The sequence below is a fragment of the Streptomyces sp. NPDC104381 genome (genome assembly GCF_055583745.1).
Map to the genome: position 1 here is coordinate 700,693 of NZ_JBVJNK010000004.1, position 24,613 is coordinate 725,305.

General features: G+C 71.2%; 29 protein-coding genes and 1 tRNA gene. 21 read left to right on the forward strand and 9 right to left on the reverse strand.

Features of this window, described 5'->3' with window-relative positions; translation table 11 throughout:
- Positions 1-20 precede the first annotated feature (20 nt).
- A tRNA-Glu gene (locus ACZ607_RS16925) sits at positions 21-93 on the forward strand.
- Between the two features lie 70 nt (positions 94-163).
- On the opposite strand, the gene ACZ607_RS16930 is transcribed toward ACZ607_RS16925, so the two are convergent.
- Positions 164-805 carry a MerR family transcriptional regulator gene (locus ACZ607_RS16930; RefSeq protein ID WP_469735446.1) on the reverse strand — a complete coding sequence of 214 codons (642 nt, stop codon included), beginning with the start codon at positions 803-805 and terminating at the stop codon, positions 164-166.
- 318 nt (positions 806-1,123) lie between these two features.
- Positions 1,124-1,840, reverse strand: coding sequence for an IclR family transcriptional regulator NdgR (ndgR, locus tag ACZ607_RS16935; protein ID WP_033303994.1), 717 nt, complete (start codon positions 1,838-1,840; stop codon positions 1,124-1,126).
- 173 nt (positions 1,841-2,013) lie between these two features.
- Between ndgR and leuC the strand changes: the two genes are divergently transcribed.
- From leuC to ACZ607_RS16955, 4 genes are all read left to right on the forward strand, one after another.
- Positions 2,014-3,441, forward strand: coding sequence for a 3-isopropylmalate dehydratase large subunit (gene leuC, locus ACZ607_RS16940; protein WP_469735447.1), 1,428 nt, complete (start codon positions 2,014-2,016; stop codon positions 3,439-3,441).
- Positions 3,442-3,443: 2 nt separating this feature from the next.
- Positions 3,444-4,037 (forward strand): 3-isopropylmalate dehydratase small subunit, encoded by a 594-nt coding sequence (gene leuD / locus ACZ607_RS16945; protein ID WP_469735448.1) that lies wholly within the window; start codon positions 3,444-3,446, stop codon positions 4,035-4,037.
- A gap of 104 nt (positions 4,038-4,141) precedes the next feature.
- Complete coding sequence (locus tag ACZ607_RS16950; RefSeq protein ID WP_030638437.1) at positions 4,142-4,369, forward strand: SCO5555 family protein; 228 nt, start codon at positions 4,142-4,144, stop codon at positions 4,367-4,369.
- A gap of 142 nt (positions 4,370-4,511) precedes the next feature.
- Positions 4,512-5,165, forward strand: coding sequence for an HU family DNA-binding protein (locus ACZ607_RS16955; protein WP_469735449.1), 654 nt, complete (start codon positions 4,512-4,514; stop codon positions 5,163-5,165).
- Positions 5,166-5,247: 82 nt separating this feature from the next.
- On the opposite strand, the gene ACZ607_RS16960 is transcribed toward ACZ607_RS16955, so the two are convergent.
- On the reverse strand, positions 5,248-5,451 hold the full coding sequence (locus ACZ607_RS16960; RefSeq protein WP_469735450.1) for a hypothetical protein: 204 nt from the start codon (positions 5,449-5,451) through the stop codon (positions 5,248-5,250).
- 10 nt (positions 5,452-5,461) lie between these two features.
- Complete coding sequence (gene cofC / locus ACZ607_RS16965) at positions 5,462-6,145, reverse strand: 2-phospho-L-lactate guanylyltransferase (RefSeq protein ID WP_469735451.1); 684 nt, start codon at positions 6,143-6,145, stop codon at positions 5,462-5,464.
- A 149-nt stretch (positions 6,146-6,294) separates the two neighbouring features.
- Here cofC and ACZ607_RS16970 point away from each other — a divergent pair, with 149 nt between their 5' ends.
- Genes ACZ607_RS16970 through ACZ607_RS16980 form a run of 3 tightly spaced genes read left to right on the forward strand, consistent with a single transcriptional unit; the run spans position 6,295 to position 9,273 of the window.
- Complete coding sequence (locus tag ACZ607_RS16970; protein WP_099177621.1) at positions 6,295-7,047, forward strand: lysophospholipid acyltransferase family protein; 753 nt, start codon at positions 6,295-6,297, stop codon at positions 7,045-7,047.
- Entirely contained in the window at positions 7,044-8,054 is a 1,011-nt protein-coding gene (locus tag ACZ607_RS16975; protein WP_469735452.1) for an NAD(P)H-dependent glycerol-3-phosphate dehydrogenase, read from the forward strand. Before ACZ607_RS16970 ends, ACZ607_RS16975 begins: the two co-directional genes overlap by 4 nt.
- A 34-nt stretch (positions 8,055-8,088) precedes the next feature.
- Positions 8,089-9,273 carry a D-alanine--D-alanine ligase family protein gene (locus ACZ607_RS16980; RefSeq protein WP_469735453.1) on the forward strand — a complete coding sequence of 395 codons (1,185 nt, stop codon included), beginning with the start codon at positions 8,089-8,091 and terminating at the stop codon, positions 9,271-9,273.
- 43 nt (positions 9,274-9,316) lie between these two features.
- Here ACZ607_RS16980 and ACZ607_RS16985 read toward each other — a convergent pair whose 3' ends face one another.
- Positions 9,317-9,805, reverse strand: coding sequence for a DUF3515 domain-containing protein (locus ACZ607_RS16985; RefSeq protein ID WP_469735454.1), 489 nt, complete (start codon positions 9,803-9,805; stop codon positions 9,317-9,319).
- A gap of 20 nt (positions 9,806-9,825) precedes the next feature.
- Positions 9,826-10,059 (reverse strand): Lrp/AsnC ligand binding domain-containing protein, encoded by a 234-nt coding sequence (locus ACZ607_RS16990; RefSeq protein ID WP_014153840.1) that lies wholly within the window; start codon positions 10,057-10,059, stop codon positions 9,826-9,828.
- A 320-nt stretch (positions 10,060-10,379) separates the two neighbouring features.
- Here ACZ607_RS16990 and ACZ607_RS16995 point away from each other — a divergent pair, with 320 nt between their 5' ends.
- Both ACZ607_RS16995 and thiD read left to right on the forward strand, forming a co-directional pair.
- Complete coding sequence (locus ACZ607_RS16995; RefSeq protein WP_469735455.1) at positions 10,380-11,348, forward strand: thiamine-phosphate kinase; 969 nt, start codon at positions 10,380-10,382, stop codon at positions 11,346-11,348.
- A gap of 62 nt (positions 11,349-11,410) precedes the next feature.
- Positions 11,411-12,220 carry a bifunctional hydroxymethylpyrimidine kinase/phosphomethylpyrimidine kinase gene (thiD, locus tag ACZ607_RS17000; protein WP_469735456.1) on the forward strand — a complete coding sequence of 270 codons (810 nt, stop codon included), beginning with the start codon at positions 11,411-11,413 and terminating at the stop codon, positions 12,218-12,220.
- 87 nt (positions 12,221-12,307) lie between these two features.
- On the opposite strand, the gene rpmB is transcribed toward thiD, so the two are convergent.
- Complete coding sequence (gene rpmB / locus ACZ607_RS17005) at positions 12,308-12,493, reverse strand: 50S ribosomal protein L28 (RefSeq protein ID WP_026171429.1); 186 nt, start codon at positions 12,491-12,493, stop codon at positions 12,308-12,310.
- 255 nt (positions 12,494-12,748) lie between these two features.
- Here rpmB and ACZ607_RS17010 point away from each other — a divergent pair, with 255 nt between their 5' ends.
- The 9 genes from ACZ607_RS17010 (at position 12,749) to mutM (ending at position 21,888) form a co-directional block, all read left to right on the forward strand.
- Positions 12,749-14,371, forward strand: a complete 1,623-nt coding sequence (locus tag ACZ607_RS17010) for a DAK2 domain-containing protein (protein ID WP_469735457.1) — start codon at positions 12,749-12,751, stop codon at positions 14,369-14,371.
- 51 nt (positions 14,372-14,422) lie between these two features.
- Positions 14,423-16,723 carry an ATP-dependent DNA helicase RecG gene (gene recG / locus ACZ607_RS17015; protein ID WP_469735458.1) on the forward strand — a complete coding sequence of 767 codons (2,301 nt, stop codon included), beginning with the start codon at positions 14,423-14,425 and terminating at the stop codon, positions 16,721-16,723.
- An 88-nt stretch (positions 16,724-16,811) separates the two neighbouring features.
- Positions 16,812-17,396 carry a 16S rRNA (guanine(966)-N(2))-methyltransferase RsmD gene (gene rsmD / locus ACZ607_RS17020; protein ID WP_469735459.1) on the forward strand — a complete coding sequence of 195 codons (585 nt, stop codon included), beginning with the start codon at positions 16,812-16,814 and terminating at the stop codon, positions 17,394-17,396.
- A 26-nt stretch (positions 17,397-17,422) separates the two neighbouring features.
- Complete coding sequence (gene coaD / locus ACZ607_RS17025; RefSeq protein WP_187281890.1) at positions 17,423-17,902, forward strand: pantetheine-phosphate adenylyltransferase; 480 nt, start codon at positions 17,423-17,425, stop codon at positions 17,900-17,902.
- Between the two features lie 97 nt (positions 17,903-17,999).
- Positions 18,000-19,121, forward strand: a complete 1,122-nt coding sequence (locus tag ACZ607_RS17030) for an ATP synthase subunit B family protein (protein WP_469735460.1) — start codon at positions 18,000-18,002, stop codon at positions 19,119-19,121.
- A gap of 137 nt (positions 19,122-19,258) precedes the next feature.
- A complete protein-coding gene (locus tag ACZ607_RS17035) occupies positions 19,259-19,924 on the forward strand; it encodes a YceD family protein (RefSeq protein WP_469735595.1) in 666 nt (221 codons plus the stop codon).
- 2 nt (positions 19,925-19,926) lie between these two features.
- Positions 19,927-20,100, forward strand: coding sequence for a 50S ribosomal protein L32 (gene rpmF / locus ACZ607_RS17040; protein ID WP_003965982.1), 174 nt, complete (start codon positions 19,927-19,929; stop codon positions 20,098-20,100).
- Positions 20,101-20,119: 19 nt separating this feature from the next.
- Positions 20,120-20,944, forward strand: coding sequence for a ribonuclease III (gene rnc, locus ACZ607_RS17045; RefSeq protein WP_469735461.1), 825 nt, complete (start codon positions 20,120-20,122; stop codon positions 20,942-20,944).
- Positions 20,945-21,030: 86 nt separating this feature from the next.
- On the forward strand, positions 21,031-21,888 hold the full coding sequence (mutM, locus tag ACZ607_RS17050; protein ID WP_469735462.1) for a bifunctional DNA-formamidopyrimidine glycosylase/DNA-(apurinic or apyrimidinic site) lyase: 858 nt from the start codon (positions 21,031-21,033) through the stop codon (positions 21,886-21,888).
- A 25-nt stretch (positions 21,889-21,913) separates the two neighbouring features.
- On the opposite strand, the gene ACZ607_RS17055 is transcribed toward mutM, so the two are convergent.
- Both ACZ607_RS17055 and ACZ607_RS17060 read right to left on the reverse strand, forming a co-directional pair.
- Positions 21,914-22,297, reverse strand: coding sequence for a VOC family protein (locus ACZ607_RS17055; protein ID WP_469735463.1), 384 nt, complete (start codon positions 22,295-22,297; stop codon positions 21,914-21,916).
- A gap of 43 nt (positions 22,298-22,340) precedes the next feature.
- Positions 22,341-23,285, reverse strand: a complete 945-nt coding sequence (locus tag ACZ607_RS17060; protein WP_469735464.1) for a CAP domain-containing protein — start codon at positions 23,283-23,285, stop codon at positions 22,341-22,343.
- A gap of 152 nt (positions 23,286-23,437) precedes the next feature.
- On the opposite strand from ACZ607_RS17060, the gene ACZ607_RS17065 reads away from it, so the two are divergent.
- A complete protein-coding gene (locus ACZ607_RS17065) occupies positions 23,438-23,719 on the forward strand; it encodes an acylphosphatase (protein WP_124274892.1) in 282 nt (93 codons plus the stop codon).
- A 436-nt stretch (positions 23,720-24,155) separates the two neighbouring features.
- Positions 24,156-24,368, forward strand: coding sequence for a hypothetical protein (locus ACZ607_RS17070; RefSeq protein WP_033304037.1), 213 nt, complete (start codon positions 24,156-24,158; stop codon positions 24,366-24,368).
- Positions 24,369-24,613: the final 245 nt, after the last annotated feature.

The window sequence follows — 24,613 nt, forward strand, 5'->3', positions numbered from 1 at the left end:
GCGCAAGACCGAAGTAACAAGCCCCCGTTGTGTAGCGGCCTAGCACGCTGCCCTCTCACGGCAGTAGCGCCGGTTCGAATCCGGTCGGGGGTACAACACAGCAGTACGGAAAGGCCCTTCACCCCGGTGGAGGGCCTTTCCCGTGTTCCGCCCCGGCCGGTGCTCAGAGCCCGTACCGCCGCGCGGACTCCTCCGCCTGGGCCAGCCTGCGCAACGAGGCCAGCAGCGGCTCGTACAGCACGGCCGACGCCACGGCGGCCTCCACCTGCTCGCCCTCCGTGGGGAACCGCTCCAGCGCGTCCAGGTCCTGCACCGCCACCTCCCGCATGAGACGGGCCTGTTGGGCGAGGTACGTCACATCGCAGGGGTAGCCGAGGCGGATGAGGGTGGCCAGGGAGGCGACCAGCGAGCGGTGTACGGGGGAGAGTTCGCCGAGCTCCAGGGCCGTGGTCCAGCCGAGCTCCGAGAGCAGCCGGGCGACTTCGGCGCGCGCGGTGACGGTCTCCGGCGCTTCCTCGTCGGGCTCGGGTCCGTGGGGCAGTGCCCACAGGGCGGCCCCCAGCCGGATCGTCCGCCCCAGAGACTCGTCGTCGACGTGCGCCAGCACCTCGCGCGCCGTGGCCACCGGGAGACGGCCGACCTGGAGCAGGGCCCGTACCAGGCGGAGCCGGCGCAGATGGCCCTCGTCGTAGTCGGCCTGGGTCGCGCTGATCCGGGTGCCGGCGGGGAGCAGCCGTTCGCGCAGGTAGTACTTGACGGTGGCGACGGGGACACCGCTGCGCTCGCTCAGTTCCGACAGCCGCATCCTCCGCACCTTTCCCTCGCGCCGTTCCGTGGCGTGCTGTCACTGTCCCACCCTTGGAGGGCCGGGCTCTGCGACGGGGCGACGACTGCGACAGGTGTGCTGCCGGTGGAGAAGAGGGGGCGGAGGGCGGCGGAACGCTTCGCCTACGCGCGTCCGGGGAGTGACACCGGACGTTCCGGGAGTCGTCACCGGAGTCCTCCGGGCGCTGACACCGGAGGAAGAGGGGCCGCCACGGCGCTGGGGCGGCCTCGGGGAGGGAGGAGGGACAGGGCGGGCCGGCTCGCGCGGCCCAGGGCTCGGTGCCTAAGCGCACGGGGTTCAGCCCGTGCGGCGCAGGGCCTCGCTCAGCCGTGCCGCCGAGTCGATGATGGCCTGCGCGTGCATCCGGCCCGGGTGCCGGGTGAGCCGCTCGATCGGCCCGGAGACGGAGACCGCGGCGACGACCCGGTTCGACGGTCCGCGCACCGGGGCCGAGACCGAGGCCACGCCCGGCTCGCGCTCGCCGATCGACTGGGCCCAGCCCCGCCGCCGTACGCCCGAGAGCGCCGTCGCGGTGAAACGGGCGCCCTGGAGGCCCCGGTGCAGGCGCTCCGGCTCCTCCCAGGCCATCAGGATCTGCGCGGAGGAACCCGCCTTCATCGTGAGGGTGGAGCCGACCGGCACGGTGTCCCGCAGTCCGGACAGCCGTTCCGCCGCCGCCACGCAGATCCGCATGTCGCCCTGCCGGCGGTAGAGCTGCGCGCTCTCCCCGGTGATGTCGCGCAGATGCGTGAGTACGGGTCCGGCCGTCGCCAGGAGGCGGTCCTCGCCGGCCGCGGCCGCGAGCTCCGCGAGCCGGGGGCCGAGAATGAAACGGCCCTGCATGTCCCTTGCCACCATGCGGTGGTGTTCGAGTGCCACGGCCAGTCGGTGGGCCGTGGGCCGTGCGAGCCCTGTCGCTGCGACCAGCCCGGCGAGGGTGGCCGGACCGGACTCCAGGGCGCTCAATACCAGAGCTGCCTTGTCGAGAACGCCGACGCCGCTAGAGTTGTCCATACGACGATACTCGCGTCTCACTCTGTGAAACGCAAGTTCAATTTTCCCCGGAAGTTGCGAACCTGTACGTGCGGCCTTACAACGGCCCGCAGCCACCGCCCCGCTCGGGGGTCCGGACGGCGGCACCCGAATCTCTAGTTGGGCCGGCGAAGACGCCGGCCGGAGGGAAAGCGATGGGTAGGACACTCGCGGAGAAGGTCTGGGACGACCACGTCGTCCGGCGCGCCGATGGCGAGCCCGACCTCCTCTTCATCGATCTGCACCTGCTGCACGAGGTGACCAGCCCGCAGGCCTTCGACGGTCTGCGCCAGGCCGGCCGGCCGGTGCGGCGTCTCGACCTCACCATCGCCACCGAGGACCACAACACCCCGACCCTCGACATCGACAAGCCGATCGCCGACCCGGTCTCCCGCGCCCAGCTGGAGACCCTGCGCAAGAACTGCGCGGAGTTCGGCGTCCGGCTGCACCCGCTGGGGGACGTCGAGCAGGGTGTCGTGCACGTGGTCGGCCCGCAGCTCGGCCTGACCCAGCCCGGCACCACGGTCGTCTGCGGCGACTCGCACACCTCCACCCACGGCGCCTTCGGCGCGCTGGCCTTCGGCATCGGCACCAGCCAGGTCGAGCACGTGCTGGCCACCCAGACGCTGCCGCTGGCCCGCCCCAGGACCATGGCGATCACGGTCGAGGGCGAACTCCCCGACAGCGTCACCGCCAAGGATCTCATCCTGGCGATCATCGCCCGGATCGGCACCGGCGGCGGCCAGGGGTACATCCTCGAATACCGCGGCTCCGCCATCGAGAAGCTCTCGATGGAAGCCCGGATGACCATCTGCAACATGTCGATCGAGGCCGGCGCCCGCGCGGGCATGATCGCCCCCGACGAGACCACCTTCGCCTACCTGCGGGGACGCGACCACGCCCCCCAGGGCGAGGAGTGGGACGCGGCGGTGGAGTACTGGAAGACGCTGCGCACCGACGACGACGCGGTCTTCGACGCCGAGGTGTTCATCGACGGCAACGAGCTCGCGCCGTTCGTCACCTGGGGCACCAACCCCGGCCAGGGCGCGCCCCTGTCGGCAAACGTCCCCGACCCCGCTTCGTACGAGGACGCCTCGGAGCGCCACGCCGCCGAAAAGGCCCTGGAGTACATGGGGTTGACCGCCGGCCAGCCGCTGCGCGAGATCAACGTGGACACGGTCTTCGTAGGTTCCTGCACCAACGGGCGCATCGAGGACCTGCGCAACGCCGCCTCGGTCCTCGACGGCCGCAAAGTCGCCGACGGCGTACGGATGCTGGTCGTCCCGGGCTCCGTCCGGGTGGCCCTGCAGGCCGTCGAGGAGGGCCTGGACAAGGTCTTCACCGCCGCGGGCGCCGAATGGCGGCACGCCGGCTGTTCGATGTGCCTCGGCATGAACCCCGACCAGCTGGCCCCCGGCGAGCGCTCCGCCTCCACCTCGAACCGCAACTTCGAGGGCAGGCAGGGCAAGGGTGGCCGCACCCACCTGGTCTCCCCGCAGGTCGCCGCCGCCACCGCCGTGCTGGGCCATCTGGCCTCGCCCGCCGATCTGTCCGACGCCCGTACGCCCGCCGGAGTCCGATAACCATGGAAGCATTCACCACACACACCGGCCGGGCCGTCCCGCTGCGCCGCAGCAACGTCGACACCGACCAGATCATCCCCGCGCACTGGCTGAAGAAGGTCACCCGCGACGGCTTCGAGGACGGGCTCTTCGAGGCCTGGCGCAAGGACGAGAACTTCGTCCTCAACCGCCCCGAGCGCAAGGGCGCCTCGGTCCTGGTGGCCGGTCCCGACTTCGGCACGGGCTCCTCGCGTGAGCACGCGGTCTGGGCCCTGCAGAACTTCGGCTTCAAGGCCGTCATCTCCTCGCGCTTCGCCGACATCTTCCGTGGCAACTCCCTGAAGAACGGTCTGTTGACCGTCGTCCTCGACCAGAAGGTCGTCGACAGCCTCTGGGAGCTGACCGAGGCCGACCCCACGGCCGAGGTGACCGTCGACCTGGAGAGGCGACAGGTCCTCGCGGGCGGGATCACGGCCGACTTCGAGCTCGACGAGAACGCCCGCTGGCGGCTGCTGAACGGGCTGGACGACATCAGTCTCACTCTTCAGAACGAAGCGGACATTGTGACTTACGAGGCGGCCAGGCCGTCTCACAAACCGCGCACAATTGACGCCTGAGCAGCGCTTTTCCCGAACTGCGCCCCCTGCCGCAAGGCAGGGGGCGCAGTCGCTTGTTGAGACCCCCTCGGGCGACAACTCGCCCCAGATGGCACAATCGGTGCATGGAACGCGACAGCCAACTCGAGCTCTATGGCCACGTCGCCGACCGATTGAAAGAAGCGCACGCAAAGGTGCGCGCACTGCAAGTCCCGGAGGGCGTAAGGATGGCGCTGTCCCGGAAGCTGCTGGTCGTCACGGCCGCGGCTAAGCACGATCTCCCAGGCGCGGCAAGGCGTCTGGACCGGTTGATGAAGGACCTCGATGAGGGCCGATTCCCCGAAGGTGACTGACTCCGCGGACAGCGCGGCGGTCGACTTCGTTGCGGCACTAGGGTGATTAGCCCGTTTCGTGTTTGATTTGCGGTATATATCTGCCTAACGTGCGAAAAAGCCTGAACAGTTTCGTTCCGGCAATGTCTCCGAAGGGGAAGACGTGAACAAGGCGCAGCTCGTAGAAGCGATTGCCGACAAGGTCGGCGGCCGTCAGCAGGCCGCGGACGCCGTCGACGTGGTACTCGACGCGATCGTCCGCGCGGTCGTCGCCGGGGACCGTGTCTCGGTCACCGGCTTCGGCTCGTTCGAGAAGGTCGACCGCCCCGCCCGGTACGCCCGCAACCCGCAGACGGGCGAGCGCGTACGGGTCAAGAAGACCTCCGTGCCCCGCTTCCGCGCGGGACAGGGCTTCAAGGACCTGGTGAGCGGCTCCAAGAAGCTCCCCAAGGGCGGCGAGGTCTCCGTCAAGAAGGCCCCCAAGGGCAGCCTCTCGGGCGGTTCTTCCACCCGTACGACGGCGAAGGCGGCCGCGAAGAAGGCCACCGCCAAGAAGGCCACCGCCCGCAAGACCACGGCGGCCGCGAAGAAGACGGCCCCGGCCAAGAAGACCACCGCCAAGAAGACCACCGCGGCGGCGAAGAAGACCACGGCGGCGGCGAAGAAGGCGACCCCGGCCAAGAAGACGACGGCCACCAAGAAGACCACCGCGGCCAAGACGGCGCCCGCCAAGAAGACCACGGCGAAGAAGGCGCCCGCGAAGAAGACCACGGCACGCAAGACGACAGCCAAGAAGGTCACCGCACGCAAGAAGTGAGACCGGGCACCGCTCGTTCCTCATACGCGCCGGGCCGGGCTCCCCTCGGGGAGCCCGGCCCGCGGGCTGTTCAGGGGCCCTTTCAGAGCGTCTGCAGCGTCACGAGGGTGATCCGCAGCGAGGCGCCCTCGCCCTCGGTCTCGATCCGCACCCGCTGCCCCGGCCGCAGCAGCAGCAGCCCGCCCGCGTCGAACGCGGGGGCGTCGAAGTCCACCGGGGTGCCGTCGTCGAGGAGCACGCTGCCGGTGCGGGTCTCGGAGTCGTACGTGAACGAGGTCGCCTGCATGAGCGGCAGCCTATCGGTCCGCCGCGGGCGCCACCGGGGCCGCCAGCGCCGCGGTGAACCGCCCCACCCCCAGCGCCAGCGCGGCCCCCAGGTCCTCGCCCGTGTCCACGTCCCTGCGGACCGAATCGATGCCCGGCAGTGGCACCTCCACCGCGCCCGACGCCAGATGCCGCGCCCGTGACGCCCCGCCGAAGGCCGGCCGCAATTCCACCCCCGGCCCCGCGGAAAGAAATGTGGTCCCGATTCCCTGGGCATCGGCGACAAATGCGCGGGGAAATGCCGCCGAGAATTCGAGCACCCGCGCCAATTCCTCCGGACGCAGCGCGGGCAGATCCGCGTTGAGCACGGCCACCGCCGCGCCCCCGCTCCGCGCGCGCACCGACCGGGCTCCGTGCTCCATCGCCGCGTCGAGCCCGGCCGCCGGGGTGTCGGCCACCGCCCGCGCGCCGAGCGCGGCCAGCGCGGCCCCGGCCACCGGATCGTCCGTGACGACCACCACATCCCGCACCGCCGGGCAGGACAGCGCGGCCTCCACGGTGTCCTGGGCGAACGCCAGGGCCAGGCGCGGACGCAGATCCCCGCCCACCGCCCGGCCGAGCCTGCTCTTGGCCCGTGCCAGAGGTTTCAGCGGGACGACCAGGGACCAGGGACCGGTCGGGTCGGTGTTCGTGGCGATCTCCCCCTCCGTACGCATCAGCCCATATTCTCGCCTGCCGGTACGACAACCCGGAGGTCCGCCCCCACGGGTGAGGCGTACGGTGTTCTCCACACAGCAGAGGCCCCGGGGCGGGGCAGCACCGCCCGGAGCCCCGCACAGCTCAGGTCCTAGAGGAAGGCGTCCGAGTGTCCCGCCGCAGAATCGGCTTCTGGTACCGCCTGGCGGCGGTCATCGCGAAACCGCCCCTGGTGGTTCTGTTCAAGCGGGACTGGCGGGGAATGGAACACATTCCGGCCGACGGCGGATTCATCACCGCGGTCAATCACAACTCCTATCTGGACCCGCTGTCGTACGGGCACTTCCAGTACAACACCGGACGTGTGCCGCGACTCCTCGCGAAGGCCGGGCTCTTCAGGACGCCTTTCGTCGGAATGATCCTGCGCGGCACCGGACAGATCCCCGTCTACCGCGAGACGACCAACGCGCTCGACGCCTTCCGCGCCGCCGTCTCGGCCATCGAGCGGGGCGAGTGCGTCGCCTTCTACCCGGAGGGCACGCTCACCCGCGACCCCGACATGTGGCCGATGGCCGGCAAGACCGGCGCCGCCCGTGTCGCGCTGATGACCAAGGCCCCGGTCATCCCCGTCGCCCAGTGGGGCGCCAACCTCGCGATGCCGCCGTACGCCAAGGAGAACAAGCTCCAGCTGTTCCCCCGCAAGACCCTGCGGGTGCAGGCCGGACCGCCGGTCGACCTCTCCCGCTACTACGGCCTCGAACCGACGCCCGACGTGCTGCGCCAGGCGACCGAGACCATCATGGCCGCGATCACCGCCCAGCTCGAGGACGTACGCGGCGAGAAGGCCCCCGCCGAGCTCTACGATCACCGCAAGGCCCGTGCTGAACAGCGGCGCAAGGCAGAGGGAAAGGGAACCACGTGACGCACCCCGCGAAGGCGGCCGTCTTCGGAACCGGCTCATGGGGTACGGCCTTCGGCATGATCCTCGCCGACGCCGGCTGCGACGTCACCCTCTGGGGCCGCCGCGCCGAGGTCGCCGAGGCCGTCAACTCCACCCGCACCAACCCGGACTACCTGCCGGGCGTCGAACTGCCCGCCTCGGTGCGGGCCACGACCGACCCCGCCGAGGCGCTGCGCGGCGCCGACTTCGCCGTCCTCGTGGTGCCCTCGCAGACCCTGCGCGCCAACCTCGCGGACTGGGCGCGCCACCTGGAGCCCGGCACGGTGCTCGTCTCCATGATGAAGGGCGTCGAACTCGGCACCGCCAAGCGGATGAGCGAGGTCATCGAGGACGTCACCCAGGTCGGCCAGGACCGGATCGCCGTCATCACCGGCCCCAACCTCGCCAAGGAGATCGCCGAGCGCCGGCCCGCCGCGGCCGTCGTCGCCTGCTCGGACGAGGACGTCGCCCGGCGCCTCCAGACCGCCTGCCACACCCCGTACTTCCGGCCGTACACCAACACCGACGTGGTCGGCTGCGAGCTCGGCGGCGCCGTGAAGAACGTCATCGGCCTCGCCGTGGGCATCGCCGACGGCATGGGCCTCGGTGACAACGCCAAGGGCTCCCTCATCACCCGCGGCCTCGCCGAGACGACCCGGCTGGGACTCGCCATGGGCGCCGACCCGCTCACCTTCTCCGGACTGGCCGGACTCGGCGACCTGGTGGCGACGTGCTCCTCGCCGCTCTCGCGCAACCACACCTTCGGCACCAACCTCGGACGGGGGATGACCCTCCAGGAGACCGTCGCCGTCACGAGCCAGACCGCCGAGGGGGTCAAGTCCTGCGAGTCCGTGCTCGATCTGGCGCGCCGGCACGGCGTCGACATGCCGATCACCGAGACGGTCGTCGGCATCGTCCACGAGGGCAAGCCGCCGGTCGTCGCCCTGAAGGAGCTGATGTCGCGCAGCGCCAAGCCCGAGCGACGCTGACTCGAGCCCTACCAGCAGGTACGCTCGTCGCGATATGAGCAGCCAGAACCTCCCCCAGAGCCCTGAGAGCCCGCTGAGCTCCGAGCAGAGCTCCGATCCGGGCCGCAAGCCGCGCGTGGCCGTCGTGTTCGGTGGCCGCAGCTCCGAACACGGCATCTCGGTCGTCACGGCCGGCGCCATCATGAGCGCCATCGACCGGACGAAGTACGACGTCCTGCCGATCGGCATCACCAGGGACGGACGTTGGGCCCTCACGTCCGACGACCCGGCCCGCATGGCCATCACGGACCGGCGGGTCCCGGACGTGGACCAGCTGGCCGACTCCGCGCGGGGCGCCGTGACGCTCTCCGTCGACCCGGGCAACCGGGACGTCGTCGTCAGCGAACCCGGTTCGGTGCCCACGGTCCTGGGCGAGGTCGACGTCGTCTTCCCCATGCTGCACGGCCCGTACGGCGAGGACGGCACGCTCCAGGGGCTCCTGGAGCTCTCCGGCGTCCCCTACGTCGGCGCCGGTGTCCTGTCCTCGGCCGTCGGCCAGGACAAGGAGTACATGAAGCGGGTGTTCACCTCCTTCGGGCTGCCCGTCGGCCCGTACGAGGTCGTCCGCCCCCGGGAGTGGGAGTCGGACCGCCCCGCCGCCCGCAAGCGCATCATGGAGTTCGCCGCCGAACACGGCTGGCCGCTCTTCGTGAAGCCCGCCCGCGGCGGCTCCTCCATGGGCATCACCAAGGTCGACGACCCCTCCGGCCTCGACGAGGCGATCGAGGAGGCGCGCCGCCACGACCCGAAGTTCCTCGTGGAGTCCCTGCTGCGCGGCCGGGAGATCGAGTGCGGGGTGCTGGAGTTCGAGGACGGACCGCGCGCGAGCGTCCCGGCCGAGATCCCGCCGGTCACCGCGCACGACTTCTACGACTTCGAGGCCAAGTACATCGACTCGGCGGCCGGGCTGGTGCCCGCGCCGCTCACCGAGGAGCAGACCGCCGAGGTGCGCCGGCTCGCCGTCGACGCCTTCGAGGCGGCCTCCTGCGAGGGCCTCGTGCGCGCCGACTTCTTCCTCACCGAGGACGGCTCGTTCGTCATCAACGAGATCAACACCATGCCGGGCTTCACCCCGATCTCCATGTTCCCCCGCATGTGGCAGGCGAGCGGTGTGGAGTACCCGGAGCTCGTGGACCGGCTGATCACGGCCGCGCTGAAGCGCTCCACCGGCCTGCGCTGACCCCCGAAGAGCCCTGAGGTCCGTCCCCGCGCGGGGACGGACCTCAGAGGCTGTCGGGGACCGTCTTCCTCACCGGTGCGGCGAACGCGGACAGCGGGGTGATGTCATGGGCGTACTCCGTCCCGAGCGTCACCTCGACGTACGCCTTGCGGTAGGTGGTCGTGAACCGGGGGCCGCCGTCGCCGGACTGTTCCAGCAGCCAGTTGACGCCGTCCGCGTCGACACCCTTCGCCTGGGAATCATCCATCCTCGCGGGCCGGGGGACGCCGCAGCGCAGTACGATCGCCCCGTCCCCCCAGCCGGCGGTCAGGTCCGATTCCGGCGAGGGGTCACTCCGTTCCAGGTCGTCGACGGTCTCCGGCAGCTCCCTGTGCAGTTCCTCGCAGTACCCGGCGGCCTCGGACGGCGGCGTGGGAACCGCCACCGAGGGCCGGTCACCACCGGAGGAACAGCCCGCCACGACCAGGACACACAGGGCGGCGGACGGAGCGAGAACACGGGATCGGGGGGACCGGCGGCGGGTGTGAGTCACCGGACCAGCGTAGACAGGGGTCAGAGGTGGACGACCGGGCAGGTCAGGGTTCGCGTGATGCCGTCCACCTGCTGGACCTTGGCGACCACCATGCGGCCGAGCGCGTCGACCGTGTCGGCCTGCGCGCGCACGACCACGTCGTAAGGGCCTGTGACGTCCTCTGCCTGGATCACTCCCGGGAGCTTGGCGATGGTCTCGGCGACGATCGACGCCTTGCCCACCTCGGTCTGGATAAGGATGTACGCCTGTACCACGGAACCTCCAGGGCGGCCACGAGGATCATGTGGGGGAAAGGGACGCCACGTTATCGCGTCGCCCGGGGCCGCGGGGAGACCTACGGGCCGGTTGACGCCCACAGCGTGGCGTACGCACCACAGAAGTTGACGTATCTCTTGACGGTACCGACAGCAGTGGGGGCTCGCGACCGCAAGCCCACCGGTGCGTACGGGGGACAGCGACGCCCGTACGCACCGGGGCCACCGGCTCCCGTGGGCCGTCCGCCCACGGTCCGGACCTCCGGCCGCTGAAGCAGCCCGGACAGGTGTCCGGTGCGATAGATGAGAGGTGAGACTCGGTGAAGGGAACCGTGGGCGAGTTGGGGGAGTTCGGGCTCATCAGAGAGCTCACGTCCCGGCTCACCACCACTCCGGCGGTACGGCTGGGACCCGGCGACGACGCCGCGGTCGTGGCCGCTCCCGACCGCAGGGTCGTGGCCAGTACGGACATCCTGCTGGAGGGGCGGCACTTCCGCCGCGACTGGTCGACGGCGTACGACGTCGGCCGCAAGGCCGCCGCCCAGAACCTCGCCGACATCGCGGCCATGGGCGCCGTGCCCACGGCGCTGCTGCTCGGTCTCGTCGTACCGGCCGATCTGCCGGTCACCTGGGCCGGGGAGCTGATGGACGGGCTGCGTGACGAGTGCCAGGTCGCCGGTGCGGCCGTCGTCGGCGGCGACGTCGTCGGCGGAGACACCATCACCGTCTCGATCACCGCGCTCGGCGACCTGCGCAACCACGAGCCCGTCACCCGGGCCGGCGCCCGGCCGGGCGACGTCGTGGCCGTCACCGGGTGGCTCGGCTGGTCCGCGGCCGGATTCGCCGTGCTCTCCCGCGGGTTCCGCTCGCCGCGCGCCTTCGTCGAGGCGCACCGGCGCCCCGAGCCGCCGTACCACGCGGGCCCCGCGGCGGCCGGGCTCGGCGCCACGGCCATGACCGACGTCAGCGACGGACTCGTCGCCGACCTCGGGCACATCGCCGAGGCCAGCAAGGTCCGCATCGACCTGCGGTCCGGGCTCATCGACATCCCCTCCCAGATGTCCGACATCGGGCAGGCCGTCGGCGTCGACCCGCTCCAGTGGGTGCTCACCGGGGGAGAGGACCACGCCATCGTGGCGACGTTCCCGGCCGACGCGAAGCTCCCCGCGCGCTGGAAGGTCATCGGGGAGGTCCTCAACCCGTCGGCGCTGCCCCAGGTCACCGTCGACGGGGCGCCGTGGACCAGCAAGGGCGGCTGGGACCACTTCGGATCCATAGAGGACGCCTGAGGGCCTGCTCGGCAAGTCCCTCCCGCGCCACTCCCCGAACACGCCCTAGTAGATTCCGGGGCATGACCGCACCTGCCCCGATACCGCCCCGTGTCCTCACCGTCGCCGGATCCGACTCCGGCGGCGGTGCGGGCATCCAGGCCGACCTCAAGACGATGCTGGCCCTCGGCACCCACGGGATGAGCGTGCTGACCGCGGTGACCGCCCAGAACTCCCTGGGCGTACAGGGTGCCTGGGAGCTGCCGGCGGACGCCGTACGCGCCCAGTACCGCAGCGTCGTCGACGACATCGGCGTCCAGGCGGTGAAGACCGGCATGCTGTCCTCGGCCGTGCTCGTCGACACCGTCGCGGATCTCCTCGCGGCGACCGGCGCTCCCGTCGTCGTGGACCCCGTCGGGGTCTCCAAGCACGGGGACCCGCTGCTGGCCGCCGAAGCCCTCGACTCCGTACGCACGAAGCTGCTGCCCGTCGCCACGGTCGCCACCCCGAACCTCGACGAGGTGGCCCAGCTCACCGGCGTCACCGTCACCGACGAGGCGGGGATGCGCCGGGCCGCCGCCGAGATCCTCGCCCACGGACCGCGCTGGGTGGTCATCAAGGGCGGCCATCTGCCCGGCGAGGCCGTGGACCTGCTGACGGACGGCAGCGAGGAGCACTGGCTGCGCGCCCCCAGGCTCGACAACCGGCACACCCACGGCACGGGCTGCACCCTCGCCTCCGCCATCGCGTGCGGGCTCGCCCGGGGCCAGGACGTCCCGGCCGCCGTACGGGGCGCGAAGGAGTACGTCACCGGCGCGATCCGGGCAGGCTTCGCGCTGGGCGACGGGATCGGCCCCGTCGACCACGGCTGGCAGGCACGCACCGCCCGCTGAAGCCCGGCCCGGGGCACAGCAAAAAGCCGGTCCACCGAGGTGGACCGGCTTTTTGGGCAACCGGAAGGCTGCGCTACGACGGGGACGTCAGCGCGCGACCTTGCCGGCCTTGATGCACGAGGTGCAGACGTTGAGCCGCTTCGGCGTCCGACCGACCACGGCACGCACGCGCTGGATGTTGGGATTCCAGCGACGGGACGTACGGCGGTGCGAGTGCGAAATGTTGTTGCCGAAGCTCGGCCCCTTGCCGCAAACGTCGCAGTTGGCAGCCACGGGTCACTCCAAAGACTTCAGATGCACTTACAGTGAATTCCGGCGCGCCGGAATCATTTTACTGAAGTGGCGGTACCGGAGGAATGTCCCGACTTTCGTCGGGCAACCGAAGCAGCATACAACGGCTGCGTCGGAGATACGAAACTACCACGGCTCCCAGGGCACTCCGTCCCGCACCTGCGCCCGACGGGCCCGTGCGCGAGGGCTACCCTGCGGTGCAGCCAGCCCCCCACGGCAGTCCCGAGGAGACCAACGGTGCCGCAGTCACCCGACGAAATCGACGCCGTCGCGGTGCGCACCTGGTGCTCGCTGGCCCTGGAGGCACTCGGCCGGGAACGGACGGCCATCGACGCCATCAACGTCTATCCCGTGGCCGACGGGGACACCGGTACCAACCTGTACCTCACCGTCGAGTCCGCCGCCGCGGCCGTCGAAGCGGTCTTCGCCGCCCACGAGACCGGCTCCACGGCGCCGGCCCCCGCCGACGCCGTGCGGGCCATGGCCCACGGCGCGCTGATCGGCGCCCGGGGCAACTCCGGGACCATCCTGGCCCAACTGCTGCGCGGCATGGCCGCCGTGCTCTCCGGGTCGGGTGACGCCCGTCACCTGAGGACCGCGCTGACGGAGGCCGCCGCCGCGGCCCGGCTCGCCGTCGCCCACCCCGTCGAGGGCACCGTGCTCACCGTCGCCACCGCCGCCGCCGACGCGGCCGGGGCCACGGACGGGAGCGCCGGCCTCACGGAGGTGGCCCGGGCGGCGTACGAAGGAGCGCGCGCCGCTCTGGCCGCCACCCCCGGCCAGCTCGCCGTCCTCGGGCGCGCGGGCGTCGTCGACGCGGGCGGGCAGGGCCTGGTGGCCGTCCTCGGCGCGCTGCTGGAGGCCCTCGGAGGGCGCCCCGAGCAGCGCGCCGTACGGCCCGCCCCGGACGTCCTGCCCCTGACCGGCGAATGCGCGGACGCGGGCCAGGACAGCGGCCCCGCCTTCGAGGTCATCTATCTGCTGGAGGCACACGACGAGGCGGTCGACAGGCTGCGGAGCCGTCTGGACGCCCTGGGGGACTCCCTCGTGGTGGTCGGCGGCGACGGCCTGTGGAACGTCCACGTCCACGTCGACGACGCCGGAGCGGCCGTCGAGGCGGGCGTGGAGGCCGGCCGCCCCTACCGGATCCGGATCACCCACTTCGCGGCCGACCGGGGCGCGGCCCACCGGGAACCCGTCCAGCGCGCGGTCGTCGTGGTCGTCCCCGGCGACGGGCTCTCCGGACTGTGCGCCGAGGCCGGGGCCACCACCGTGCTGGCCCGCCCCGGCGAGCCGCCCGCCAGCGGCGAACTGGTCGACGCCATCCGGCGCGCGCACGCCCGTGAGGTGGTCCTGCTGCCGAACGACGCGCAACTGCGCCACACCGCCGCCGCGGCCGCCGAACAGGCCAGGGGCGAGGGCATCCGCGTCGCCCTGGTCCCCACCCGGGCCGCCGTCCAGGGGATCGCCGCGCTCGCGGTCCACGAGCCCGACCGCAGCTTCGACGAGGACGTCGTCGCGATGACCTCGGCGGCCGGCGCCACCCGCTACGCCGAACTGGCCGTCGCCGAACGGCAGTCGTGGACCATGGCGGGCATCTGCCAGGCCGGCGACATCCTGGGCCTGATCGACGGGGACGTCGCCGTCATCGGCGAGGACGTCCCCGGCACGGCCCGCACGGTCCTCGACCGGATGCTGTCGGCCGGCGGGGAACTGGTCACGCTGGTCCTGGGCGAGGACGTGCCCGACACCCTGGCCGACGAACTGAGCGCACACGTCCGGGAGGGCTACCTCGCCGTCGACACCGTCGTCTACCGGGGCGGCCACCAGGCGGCGCCGCTGCTCATCGGCGTCGAGTGACACGTCGGGCGGGGCGGCGCACGGAGACATCTGTCAGTGGCGTGGTGTGCAATGGACCGCGTGTCCGCTTTCGATGAACCCCTCAAGAAGCTGCTCGGCGGAGCCACCGCGAAGGTGATGGCCGAACACCTCGACCTGCACACGGTCGGTGACCTGCTGCACCACTACCCGCGGCGCTACGAGGAGCGGGGCCGCCTCACGGCGCTCACCGAGCTTCCGCTCGACGAGCACGTGACGGTCGTCGCCCAGGTCGCCGACGCGCGGATCATGATGTTCAACAACGGCCGGGGCAAGCGTCTGGAGGTCACCCTCACCGACGGGAGCGGCAGGCTCCAGCTGGTCTTCTTCGGACACGGCGTCCACAAGCCCCACAAGGAGCTGCTGCCCGGCCGGCGGGCGATGTTCGCGGGCAAGGTCTCCGTCTTCAACCGCAAGATGCAGCTGGCGCACCCCACGTACCAGCTCCTCGACGCGAAGGACAGCGACGAGGCGGCGGACGTGGCCGAGGCCGTCGACGCCTTCGCGGGGCAGCTGCTGCCGATCTACCCGGCCTGCAAGCAGCTCGACTCGTGGCGCATCGCCAAGGCCGTCGACACCGTCCTGCCCAGCGCGCAGGACGCGTTGGACCCGCTGCCCGGGACGCTGCGCGAGGGGCGCGGATTCGTCCCCCTGCCGGAGGCGCTGCTCCGGATCCACCGCCCCCACACCAAGGCGGACATCGCCGCCGCGCGGGACCGGCTGCGCTGGGACGAGGCCTTCGTGCTCCAGGTCGCGCTCGCCCGCCGCAGGTACGCCGACACCCAGCTCCCCGCCGTGGCCCGCAGGTCCGTCCCCGGCGGACTGCTCGACGCCTTCGACGCCAAGCTGCCCTTCACCCTCACCGAGGGCCAGCAGAAGGTCACCGGCGAGATCTTCGGCGACCTGGCGACCGAACACCCGATGCACCGGCTGCTGCAGGGCGAGGTGGGGTCGGGAAAGACCATGGTGGCCCTGCGCGCGATGCTCACCGTCGTCGACGCGGGCGGCCAGGCCGCGATGCTCGCCCCCACCGAGGTGCTCGCCCAGCAGCACCACCGCTCCATCACCGAGATGATGGGCGAGCTCGCCGAGAACTGGGGGCTCTGGCGCGAAGCGCCTCTTCAGAAGGGTGGTGGCGGGCGACGGGCGGGCATGCTGGGCGGCTCCGACCTCGGCACCAAGGTCGTCCTGCTCACCGGGTCCATGGGCACGGCGGCCCGCCGGCAGGCCCTGCTCGACCTCGTCACGGGGGAGGCCGGGATCGTCATCGGCACCCATGCGCTGATCGAGGACAAGGTCCAGTTCCACGACCTCGGCCTGGTCGTCGTCGACGAACAGCACCGCTTCGGCGTGGAGCAGCGCGACGCCCTTCGGTCCAAGGCGGACTCCCAGGGGGAAAAGAGGCCGCCCCACCTGCTGGTCATGACGGCCACCCCCATTCCCCGTACGGTCGCGATGACCGTCTTCGGTGACCTGGAGACCTCCGTCCTCGACCAGCTCCCCGCCGGCCGCTCACCGATCGCCAGCCATGTCGTCCCCGCCAAGGACAAGCCCCACTTCCTCAGCCGCGCCTGGGAGCGCGTCCGCGAGGAGGTGGAGAACGGCCACCAGGCGTACGTCGTCTGCCCCCGCATCGGCGACGACGCCGAGGAGGCCGGGAAGAAGAAGGGGACGAAGAAGGGGACGAAGAAGTCCGCCCCCGAGGACGACGCCGAGAAGCGTCCGCCGCTCGCCGTGCTGGACATCGCCGACCAGCTCGCCGAGGGCCCGCTCTCCGGTCTGCGCGTCGAGGTGCTCCACGGCAGGATGCAGCCCGACGACAAGGACGACGTCATGCGCCGGTTCGCCGCCGGCGAGGTGGACGTCCTGGTCGCCACCACCGTCATCGAGGTCGGGGTGAACGTCCCCAACGCCACCGCGATGGTGATCATGGACGCGGACCGCTTCGGGGTGTCCCAGCTGCACCAGCTCAGGGGCCGCGTCGGCCGCGGCAGCGCCCCCGGTCTCTGCCTGCTGGTCAGCGAGGCCCACGAGGCGAGCCCCGCCCGGGCCAGGCTCTCCGCGGTCGCCGCCACCCTCGACGGCTTCGAGCTCTCCCGGATCGACCTCGAACAGCGGCGCGAGGGGGACGTCCTCGGCCAGGCCCAGTCCGGGGTCCGCTCCTCCCTGCGGGTGCTCAGCGTGATCGACGACGAGGAGGTCATCGCCGCCGCCCGCGAGGAGGCCGTACGCGTCGTCGCCGAGGACCCCGAGCTGGAGCGCCTGCCGGAGCTGCGCACCGCGCTCGACGCCCTGCTCGACAAGGAGCGGGAGGAGTACCTCGACAAGGGGTGACCAGGCGGATCCCCGGCGACGCCATATCGTGGGGAGCACGGCACGCGTCCCGTCCTGTGTGCCGCCCGCGACCCGAGGACAGACACCCATGACCCGCGTGATCGCCGGCTCGGCCGGCGGACGCCGCCTGGCCGTCCCGCCCGGCACCGGTACCCGCCCCACCTCCGACCGCGCGCGCGAGGGGCTGTTCTCCACCTGGGCGGCGCTCCTGGGCACGCTCGACGGCGTCCGCGTCGCCGACCTCTACGCGGGCTCCGGCGCCGTCGGCCTGGAGGCGCTCTCGCGCGGAGCCGCCCACGCGCTGCTGGTGGAAGCCGACGCCAAGGCCGCGCGCACCGTCCGCGACAACATCCGCACCCTCGGACTGCCCGGCGCCGAATTCCGCGCGGGCAAAGCCGAACAGATCGTGACGGGACCGGCACCCTCGGACCCGTACGACGTGGTCTTCCTCGATCCGCCGTACGCCGTCACCGATGACGATCTTCGGGAGATCCTGCTCACACTCCGTGCTCAGGGGTGGCTCACGGGCGACGCTCTCGTCACGGTGGAACGGAGCACCAGAGGCGGGGAATTCAACTGGCCCGAAGGATTCGAGCCACAGCGGGCCCGTCGCTACGGCGAAGCCACGTTTTGGTACGGTCGCGCCGCCTCTACGTGCGAAGACGCACGATGACCGCACCGGAGAGCGAGGGAACCACGTTGCGCCGCGCCGTCTGTCCGGGGTCGTTCGACCCCATCACCAACGGACATCTCGACATCATCGGTCGAGCCTCGAAGCTGTACGACGTCGTGCACGTCGCCGTGATGATCAACCAGTCCAAGAAGGGACTGTTCACGGTGGACGAGCGGATCGACCTGATCCGCGAGGTCACCGCCGACTTCGGCAACGTCCAGGTCGAGTCCTTCCACGGCCTGCTGGTCGACTTCTGCAAGCAGCGCGACATCCCGGCGATCGTGAAGGGCCTGAGGGCCGTCAGCGACTTCGACTACGAGCTGCAGATGGCCCAGATGAACAACGGCCTCTCGGGGGTCGAGACGCTCTTCGTGCCGACCAACCCGACCTACAGCTTCCTGTCGTCCTCCCTGGTCAAGGAGGTCGCCACCTGGGGCGGCGACGTGGCGCACCTGCTGCCGCCGACCGTCCACGAGGCCCTGGTGGAACGTCTCGGCCAGAAGTGACCCGCTGACTGTCCGTCACCAGGTGTCGGACGGGAGGCGACTGGCCTTACAGTCGTCCCGTCCGTCTCCAACAGCAGCAGAGAGTGGCGAGCACACGGTGGACGTGCAGAAGAAGCTCGACGAGATCGTCGAAACGGTCGGGAACGCCCGCTCCATGCCCATGTCGGCGTCCTGCGTGGTCAACCGGGCCGAACTGCTCGCGTTGCTGGAGGAGGTCCGCGAGGCCCTGCCCGGCTCGCTGGCCCACGCCGAGGAGCTCATCGGCGGCCGGGAGCAGCTCGTCGAGCAGGCCCGGCAGGAGGCCGAGCGGATCATCGAGTCCGCCCGCGCGGAGCGCGGCTCGCTGATCTCCGGCACCGAGATCGCCCAGCGGTCCCAGGCCGAGGCGGACCGGATCCTGTCCGAGGCCCGCCGGGAGGCCGACGAGGTCCGCGGTGAGGCCGACGAGTACGTCGACAGCAAGCTCGCCAACTTCGAGGTCGTCCTCACCAAGACCATCGGCTCCGTCGACCGGGGCCGCGAGAAGCTCCTGGGCCGCAGCGAGGGCCTCGACGAGCAGGGTTACGAGGACCCCGACTTCGCCGAGGCGCCCGAGCGCAGCGCCGACCCCGAGACGCTCCGCCGGCGGGCCGACGACTACGTGGACACCAAGCTCGGCGCCTTCGAGGCGGTGCTCGCCAAGACCCTGGAGGCCGTCGGCCGGGGCCGCCAGAAGCTGCACGGCCGGGTCGCCACCGACGAGCTGGGCGCGCACATGGCCGCCCAGGACGCCGCAGGCGGCGGTCGGCACACCAGCGACGAGGACCACTGGGCCGGCCTGGCCGAGCTCGCCACCCCCGAGCCGCAGCGCGGCCCGCAGCAGCCCTCCTACGCGGAGCCCGCCCAGCCGGACTACGCGCCGGTCGCCGACTACCAGGACCCCGTGCAGACGGGCTTCCCCGTCCAGGGACAGCCCGAGCCGCAGTACGCGCAGACGTACGGCTACCAGGACCCGCAGCAGCAGCTCCAGGCCGACCCCTACGCCGCCTACCAGCAGCAGCCCGACGCCTACGGCGCGTACCAGCAGCAGGCGTACGACCCGAACCAGCAGCAGGAGTACTGGCCGCAGCAGGGCCAGATCCCCGCGCAGCAGGGCGAGAGCGCGCTCGACGAGACCAGCCTCTTCGACACCAGCATGATCGACCTGGAACAGCTGCGCCGCTACGAACAGGGCCGCTGACCGGAGCGGGGCCCACCGGATTGGGAGCTGGGCGGTACGTCCAGTATCCTGGCTCTTCGGTCGCGTGTATGTCCGCGATCCCGGCTGCCCTCTTTCCGTCAGGACAGGGGCGGCCCACCCGAAGCCGCACCACGCACATGATCTCGAAAGCAGGAAAAGCCCTGAACGGCCACCTCGACCACCGCAGCCCTCTCGTGTTCGATACGCGCGAGCTGGGCCGGCGTCCTGGTGCCATGAAGCGGCTGACCCGCACGGCGGAAGCACCGAAGGACCTCGGCATCGACGGGGTCATCGGCGTTCCGGAGAACGCGCCCCTGGCGCTGGACCTCCGCCTCGAATCGGTCATGGAAGGGGTGCTCGTCACAGGCACCGCCCGTGCGACGGCCGAGGGGGAGTGCGTAAGGTGTCTGGAGCCGCTGACCCTGGAGGTCGAAGCGGACTTCCAGGAGATGTTCTCGTACCCTGACGCCGATGACCGGAACCGCAGCAGGACCGCGGACCCGGTCGACGACGCCGAGGACGACGAGGACAGGTTCTTTCTCGAGGACGACTCGTTCGATCTCGAGCCTGTGCTGCGTGACGCGGTGGTGCTCGCACTGCCGCTGCAGCCGGTGTGCAAGGAGACCTGCGCCGGTCTGTGTTCCGAATGCGGAATCAGGCTGGACGAGAATCCTGACCACCACCACGATGCCGTCGACATCCGTTGGGCGGCACTGCAAGGACTCGCCGAGACCGTTCAGGACGGCGAGAAGGACAACATGGGCGGCGCCGAACCGGGCGTCGACGAGAAGCAGGAGAAGTAGCCGTGGCTGTTCCGAAGCGGAAGATGTCGCGCAGCAACACGCGCCACCGCCGGTCGCAGTGGAAGGCTGCGGTCCCCACCCTGGTTTCGTGCGAGCGTTGCCAGGAGCCGAAGCTCCAGCACATTGCGTGCCCGAGCTGCGGCACCTACAACAAGCGCCAGGTCCTCGAGGTCTGAGCGGCTGGTGAGAGGCCCGATGTCTGAGTTGTCCAGCTCCAAGAAGCAGACAGACAACATCAACACAGCCTCGTCCCACACGCTTCTGGAAGGGCGGCTCGGGTATCACCTCGAGTCCGCCCTTCTGGTGCGTGCGCTGACCCACCGTTCGTACGCGTACGAGAACGGCGGTCTGCCCACCAACGAGCGGCTGGAGTTCCTCGGGGACTCCGTGCTCGGCCTGGTGGTCACGGACACGCTGTACCGCACCCACCCCGACCTGCCCGAAGGCCAGCTGGCCAAGTTGCGGGCCGCGGTGGTCAACTCGCGTGCACTTGCGGAAGTGGGCCGCGGCCTCGAACTCGGCTCCTTCATCCGGCTCGGCCGGGGTGAAGAGGGCACGGGTGGCCGGGACAAGGCGTCCATCCTCGCCGACACACTGGAAGCAGTGATCGGCGCGGTCTATCTCGACCAGGGCCTCGGCGCGGCCTCGGAGCTGGTGCACCGGCTCTTCGACCCGCTGATCGACAGGTCCTCCAACCTCGGAGCCGGCCTGGACTGGAAGACCAGTCTCCAGGAGCTCACCGCGAGCGAGAGCCTCGGAGTCCCCGAGTACCTCGTCACGGAGACCGGCCCCGACCACGAGAAGACCTTTACTGCTGCTGCTCGCGTCGGTGGTGTCTCGTACGGCACCGGCACCGGCCGTAGCAAGAAGGAAGCGGAGCAGCAGGCGGCGGAGTCCGCCTGGCGCGAGATCAGCGCCGCCGCGGAAGCACGGGAGGCGGCGGCCAAGGCCGCCGTCGACGGAGGGGTCGCCGACACCCCTGCCGAACCGTCGCCGCACTCGGACGCAGCTCCGGCCTGACCCAGGGGGAGACCCCTCGGTGCCTTGTGCACCGGGGGGTTTTCGCTGTCCCGCCCCCTGCCCACGTCCCTGAAGGAGCGCCCGCCGTGCCCGAACTGCCCGAGGTGGAAGTCGTCCGCCGGGGACTGGAGCGCTGGACCGCCGGCCGCACCGTCGAGGACGTCGAGGTCCTGCATCCGCGTGCGGTCCGGCGGCACCTCTCGGGCGGCGGCGACTTCGCGGCCCGGCTCCGGGGGCTGCGCTTCGGCACGGCGATGCGCCGCGGCAAGTACCTCTGGGTGCCCCTCGACGAGGCGGAGTCCTCGCTCCTGGGCCACCTCGGCATGAGCGGTCAGCTCCTCGTGCAGCCCGAGGACGCCGCCGACGAGAAGCACCTGCGCATCCGGATCCGCTTCGACGACGCCCTCGGCACCGAGCTGCGCTTCGTCGACCAGCGGACCTTCGGGGGGCTCTCGCTCCACGGGAACACCCCCGACGGCCTGCCCGACGTCATCGCGCACATCGCCCGCGACCCCCTGGACCCGGCCTTCGACGACGCCGCCTTCCACCTGGCGCTGCGCCTGCGCCGTACGACGGTCAAGCGCGCCCTGCTCGACCAGTCCCTGATCAGCGGTGTGGGCAACATCTACGCGGACGAGGCGCTCTGGCGCAGCCGGCTGCACTACGAGCGGCCGACCGCGACCCTGACCCGCCCGAGGACGGCCGAGCTGCTCGGCCATGTCCGGGACGTGATGCGGGAGGCCCTCGACCAGGGCGGCACCAGCTTCGACAGCCTGTACGTCAATGTGAACGGGGAGTCCGGCTACTTCGACCGGTCGCTGGACGCCTACGGCCGCGAGGACGAACCCTGCCGCCGCTGCGGCACGCCGATGCGGCGGCGGCCGTGGATGAACCGCTCCAGCTATTTCTGCCCGCGCTGCCAGCGCCCGCCACGGGCTTCCTGACGCGTGCCGACCGCTCCCGGAGCGGTCAGAGGGGCTGGAGCCGGCGGCGCAGGAGGCAGAACTCGTTGCCCTCGGGGTCGGCCAGGACGTGCCAGCTCTCCTCGCCGGTCTGGCCGACGTCGGCGGGCTTGGCCCCCAGGGCGAGCAGCCGCTCCAGCTCGGCGTCCTGGTCGCGGTCGGTGGCGTTGACGTCGAGGTGCAGCGGGAGCTTCCCGGGGCGCGGGTCACTGCTCGGGCTGAGCACGAGGGTGGGCTGCGGGCCGCCGAACCCGGCGCCGGGCGGCCCGATCTCGATGCTCCCGTCGTCCTCCCGGCCGATCTCGACGTAGCCGAGGACCTCGCTCCAGAACACCGCGAGCCGCTCGGGGTCGGCGACGTCGAGGACCAGTTCACTGATGCGGCATGCCATGCCCGTCAGTGTACGGAGGGGTGCGCGGCCGGCCCGGGACTTCTCAGAAGCCGAAGTCCTGGGTCCACCAGGGGCCGCCGGAGCCGAGGTGCACGCCCACGCCGAGCGTCTTGTAGTCGCAGTTGAGAATGTTCGCGCGGTGGCCCTCGCTCTCCATCCAGGCGTCCATCACGGCCTGCGCGTCGGCCTGGCCCCGGGCGATGTTCTCGCCGCCGAGGCCCTGCACTCCGGCGGCGGCGGCGCGGTCCCAGGGGGTCGCTCCGTCCGGGTCGGTGTGGCCGAAGAAGTCGCGGGCCGCCATGTCCTCGCTGAAGTCCTGGGCGAGCGCGGTCAGCGGGGCGCTGGTCGTGACCGGGCTGCAGCCGACCTTCGCGCGCTCCTGGTTGACCAGGGAGAGCACGGTGGCCTGGGCGGTGGTGGCGGACGGGCTCGCCGAGGCGGTGGGCTTGCGGCTCGGGGTGGCGGACGAGGTTTTGGGAGCGGCCGGGGCCTTGGCCGAGGGGCTGGACGAGGTGCTCTTCCTCGGCTCCGCGGCGGGGGCCTTCGTCCGTTCCGGCGTCTTCGTGGCGGGCTTCGTCGCGGTGGCCGACGGCTTCTTGCTCGGCTTCGCGCTCGGGGTGGCCGAGGGAGACTTCGAGGGCGCGGCGGAACGGCCGGAGCCCCGGTCCGCCTCGGCGGACGCGGAGGCGGACGTACGACTGGTCGGCTCGGCCGATGACTCGCCCTGGGTCAGCAGGTCGGGAGCGCCGCCGGCGTGGACCTGGTCGGCTGCCCCGCCTCCGCCGACGCTGTAGCTGTCGCCGCCGGGCAGCAGACCCGAGGCCACGGCCACGGCTCCGACGGCCACGGCCGCGGAGACCCCGAGGAGCCCGGCGCGCACGGGCACACCGGTTCGCTTCCGGCGGCGCGCACCCCGGCGTGCGTCCTCCGCGTTCGCCGCGTGCTGCTCAGCGGCGGGGGCCGCGCCTGCGCGTCGATGCCGTCCCATGCGCTGTGCCTTCCTCGTGCTCCGGGCGCCGTTCCGACGTCACCGTAAAGATCAAACTCACCCGTTCGGGTGAGGCTATTGCGAGGGGACCTTACGCCATGGCGGATTGGGGCGGCGTGCTCCTTGTGCAATTGGCCGGTTAGCGTTCGGGCATGAACGAAGACGCACGACTCGTCGTATGGGTACGCGGTCGAGTACAGCAAGTAGGGTTCCGCTGGTTCACCAGGGCAAATGCTTTGGAGATCGGAAACCTCACCGGCTTCGCCCTCAATCTCGACGACGGCCGGGTGCAGGTGGTGGCCGAAGGGCCGCGTGACAATTGCCACCGTCTGCTCGACTGGCTCGGGTCCGACGACACACCCGGACGCGTGGACGGCGTCACTGAGATCTGGGACACCCCGCGCGGCGGATACGAGGGATTCGCGATCCGCTGACCCGGTCCGGGAAAAGGGGACCGGATCCGCTGCGCGCACGAGGGACCGCGAGCGGTGAACGGAGGGCGCGCGGGAGCGCCGCACCCGAAATGACCTGCGGAAGGAGCCGGTACCCGGACATGGTTGCCAAGAAGCGCACGCCGTGCCAGGCTGCGGCATTGACGAAGATCTCCACGCCCTTCGGGCCCCGCAGGAGAGCCGCGCCGCATGATCGTCAGGCCGCGCGCCCCCGGGACACCCGGCCCCCTGGCGTGTGATCGTGTTGACCGTCAAACTTTTTGGTGAGACGCTGAAATCCCCGCGCACCTCAGCTGTTCGGCAGAGCTGGTGACAGCAGAACAGCAGTGAATTCTCAGCACTGCCGAGCACCGCGGGTGCGATTCCCTCACGACCCACACCGCATCGGTCGGTCACTCAGTGTGGAGGACCTCTCATCATGGCAAAGGCGCTTCTCGGTTACGTCGGCGGTTCCGACCCGCGACTCCTCGCCGAGATGCGACGGCTTCAGAAGCGCGTCCAGGACCTGGAATCCGAGCTCGTACGGATCCAGGACGAGAACGACGCGCTCAACGCCGCCGCCCAGCACCAGGAGTCGCTGCTCGACAGCATCGACATCGACGTACCCCAGGCGGAGCCCGCGCTGACCTGACCCCCCGGCCCTGCCGGGGCCGGCCGGGCCACACGCCAGCCGCTCGGGATCAACCACGAAGTCTTCGTCACGGATCGTCGTCCCGGAACGTTCCGGAACACCGGGGAATACCAGTGATCCGGTCCGCACGCGATCCGTCACGCAGGACTGTGCTCGGATGACTGCACGGCAGCACCGCGCACGATTTACAAGGGACGCTCCGGCGTCCCTTCTTTCTTTCCCCCCGGGGCCGTCGCCGGCCAATC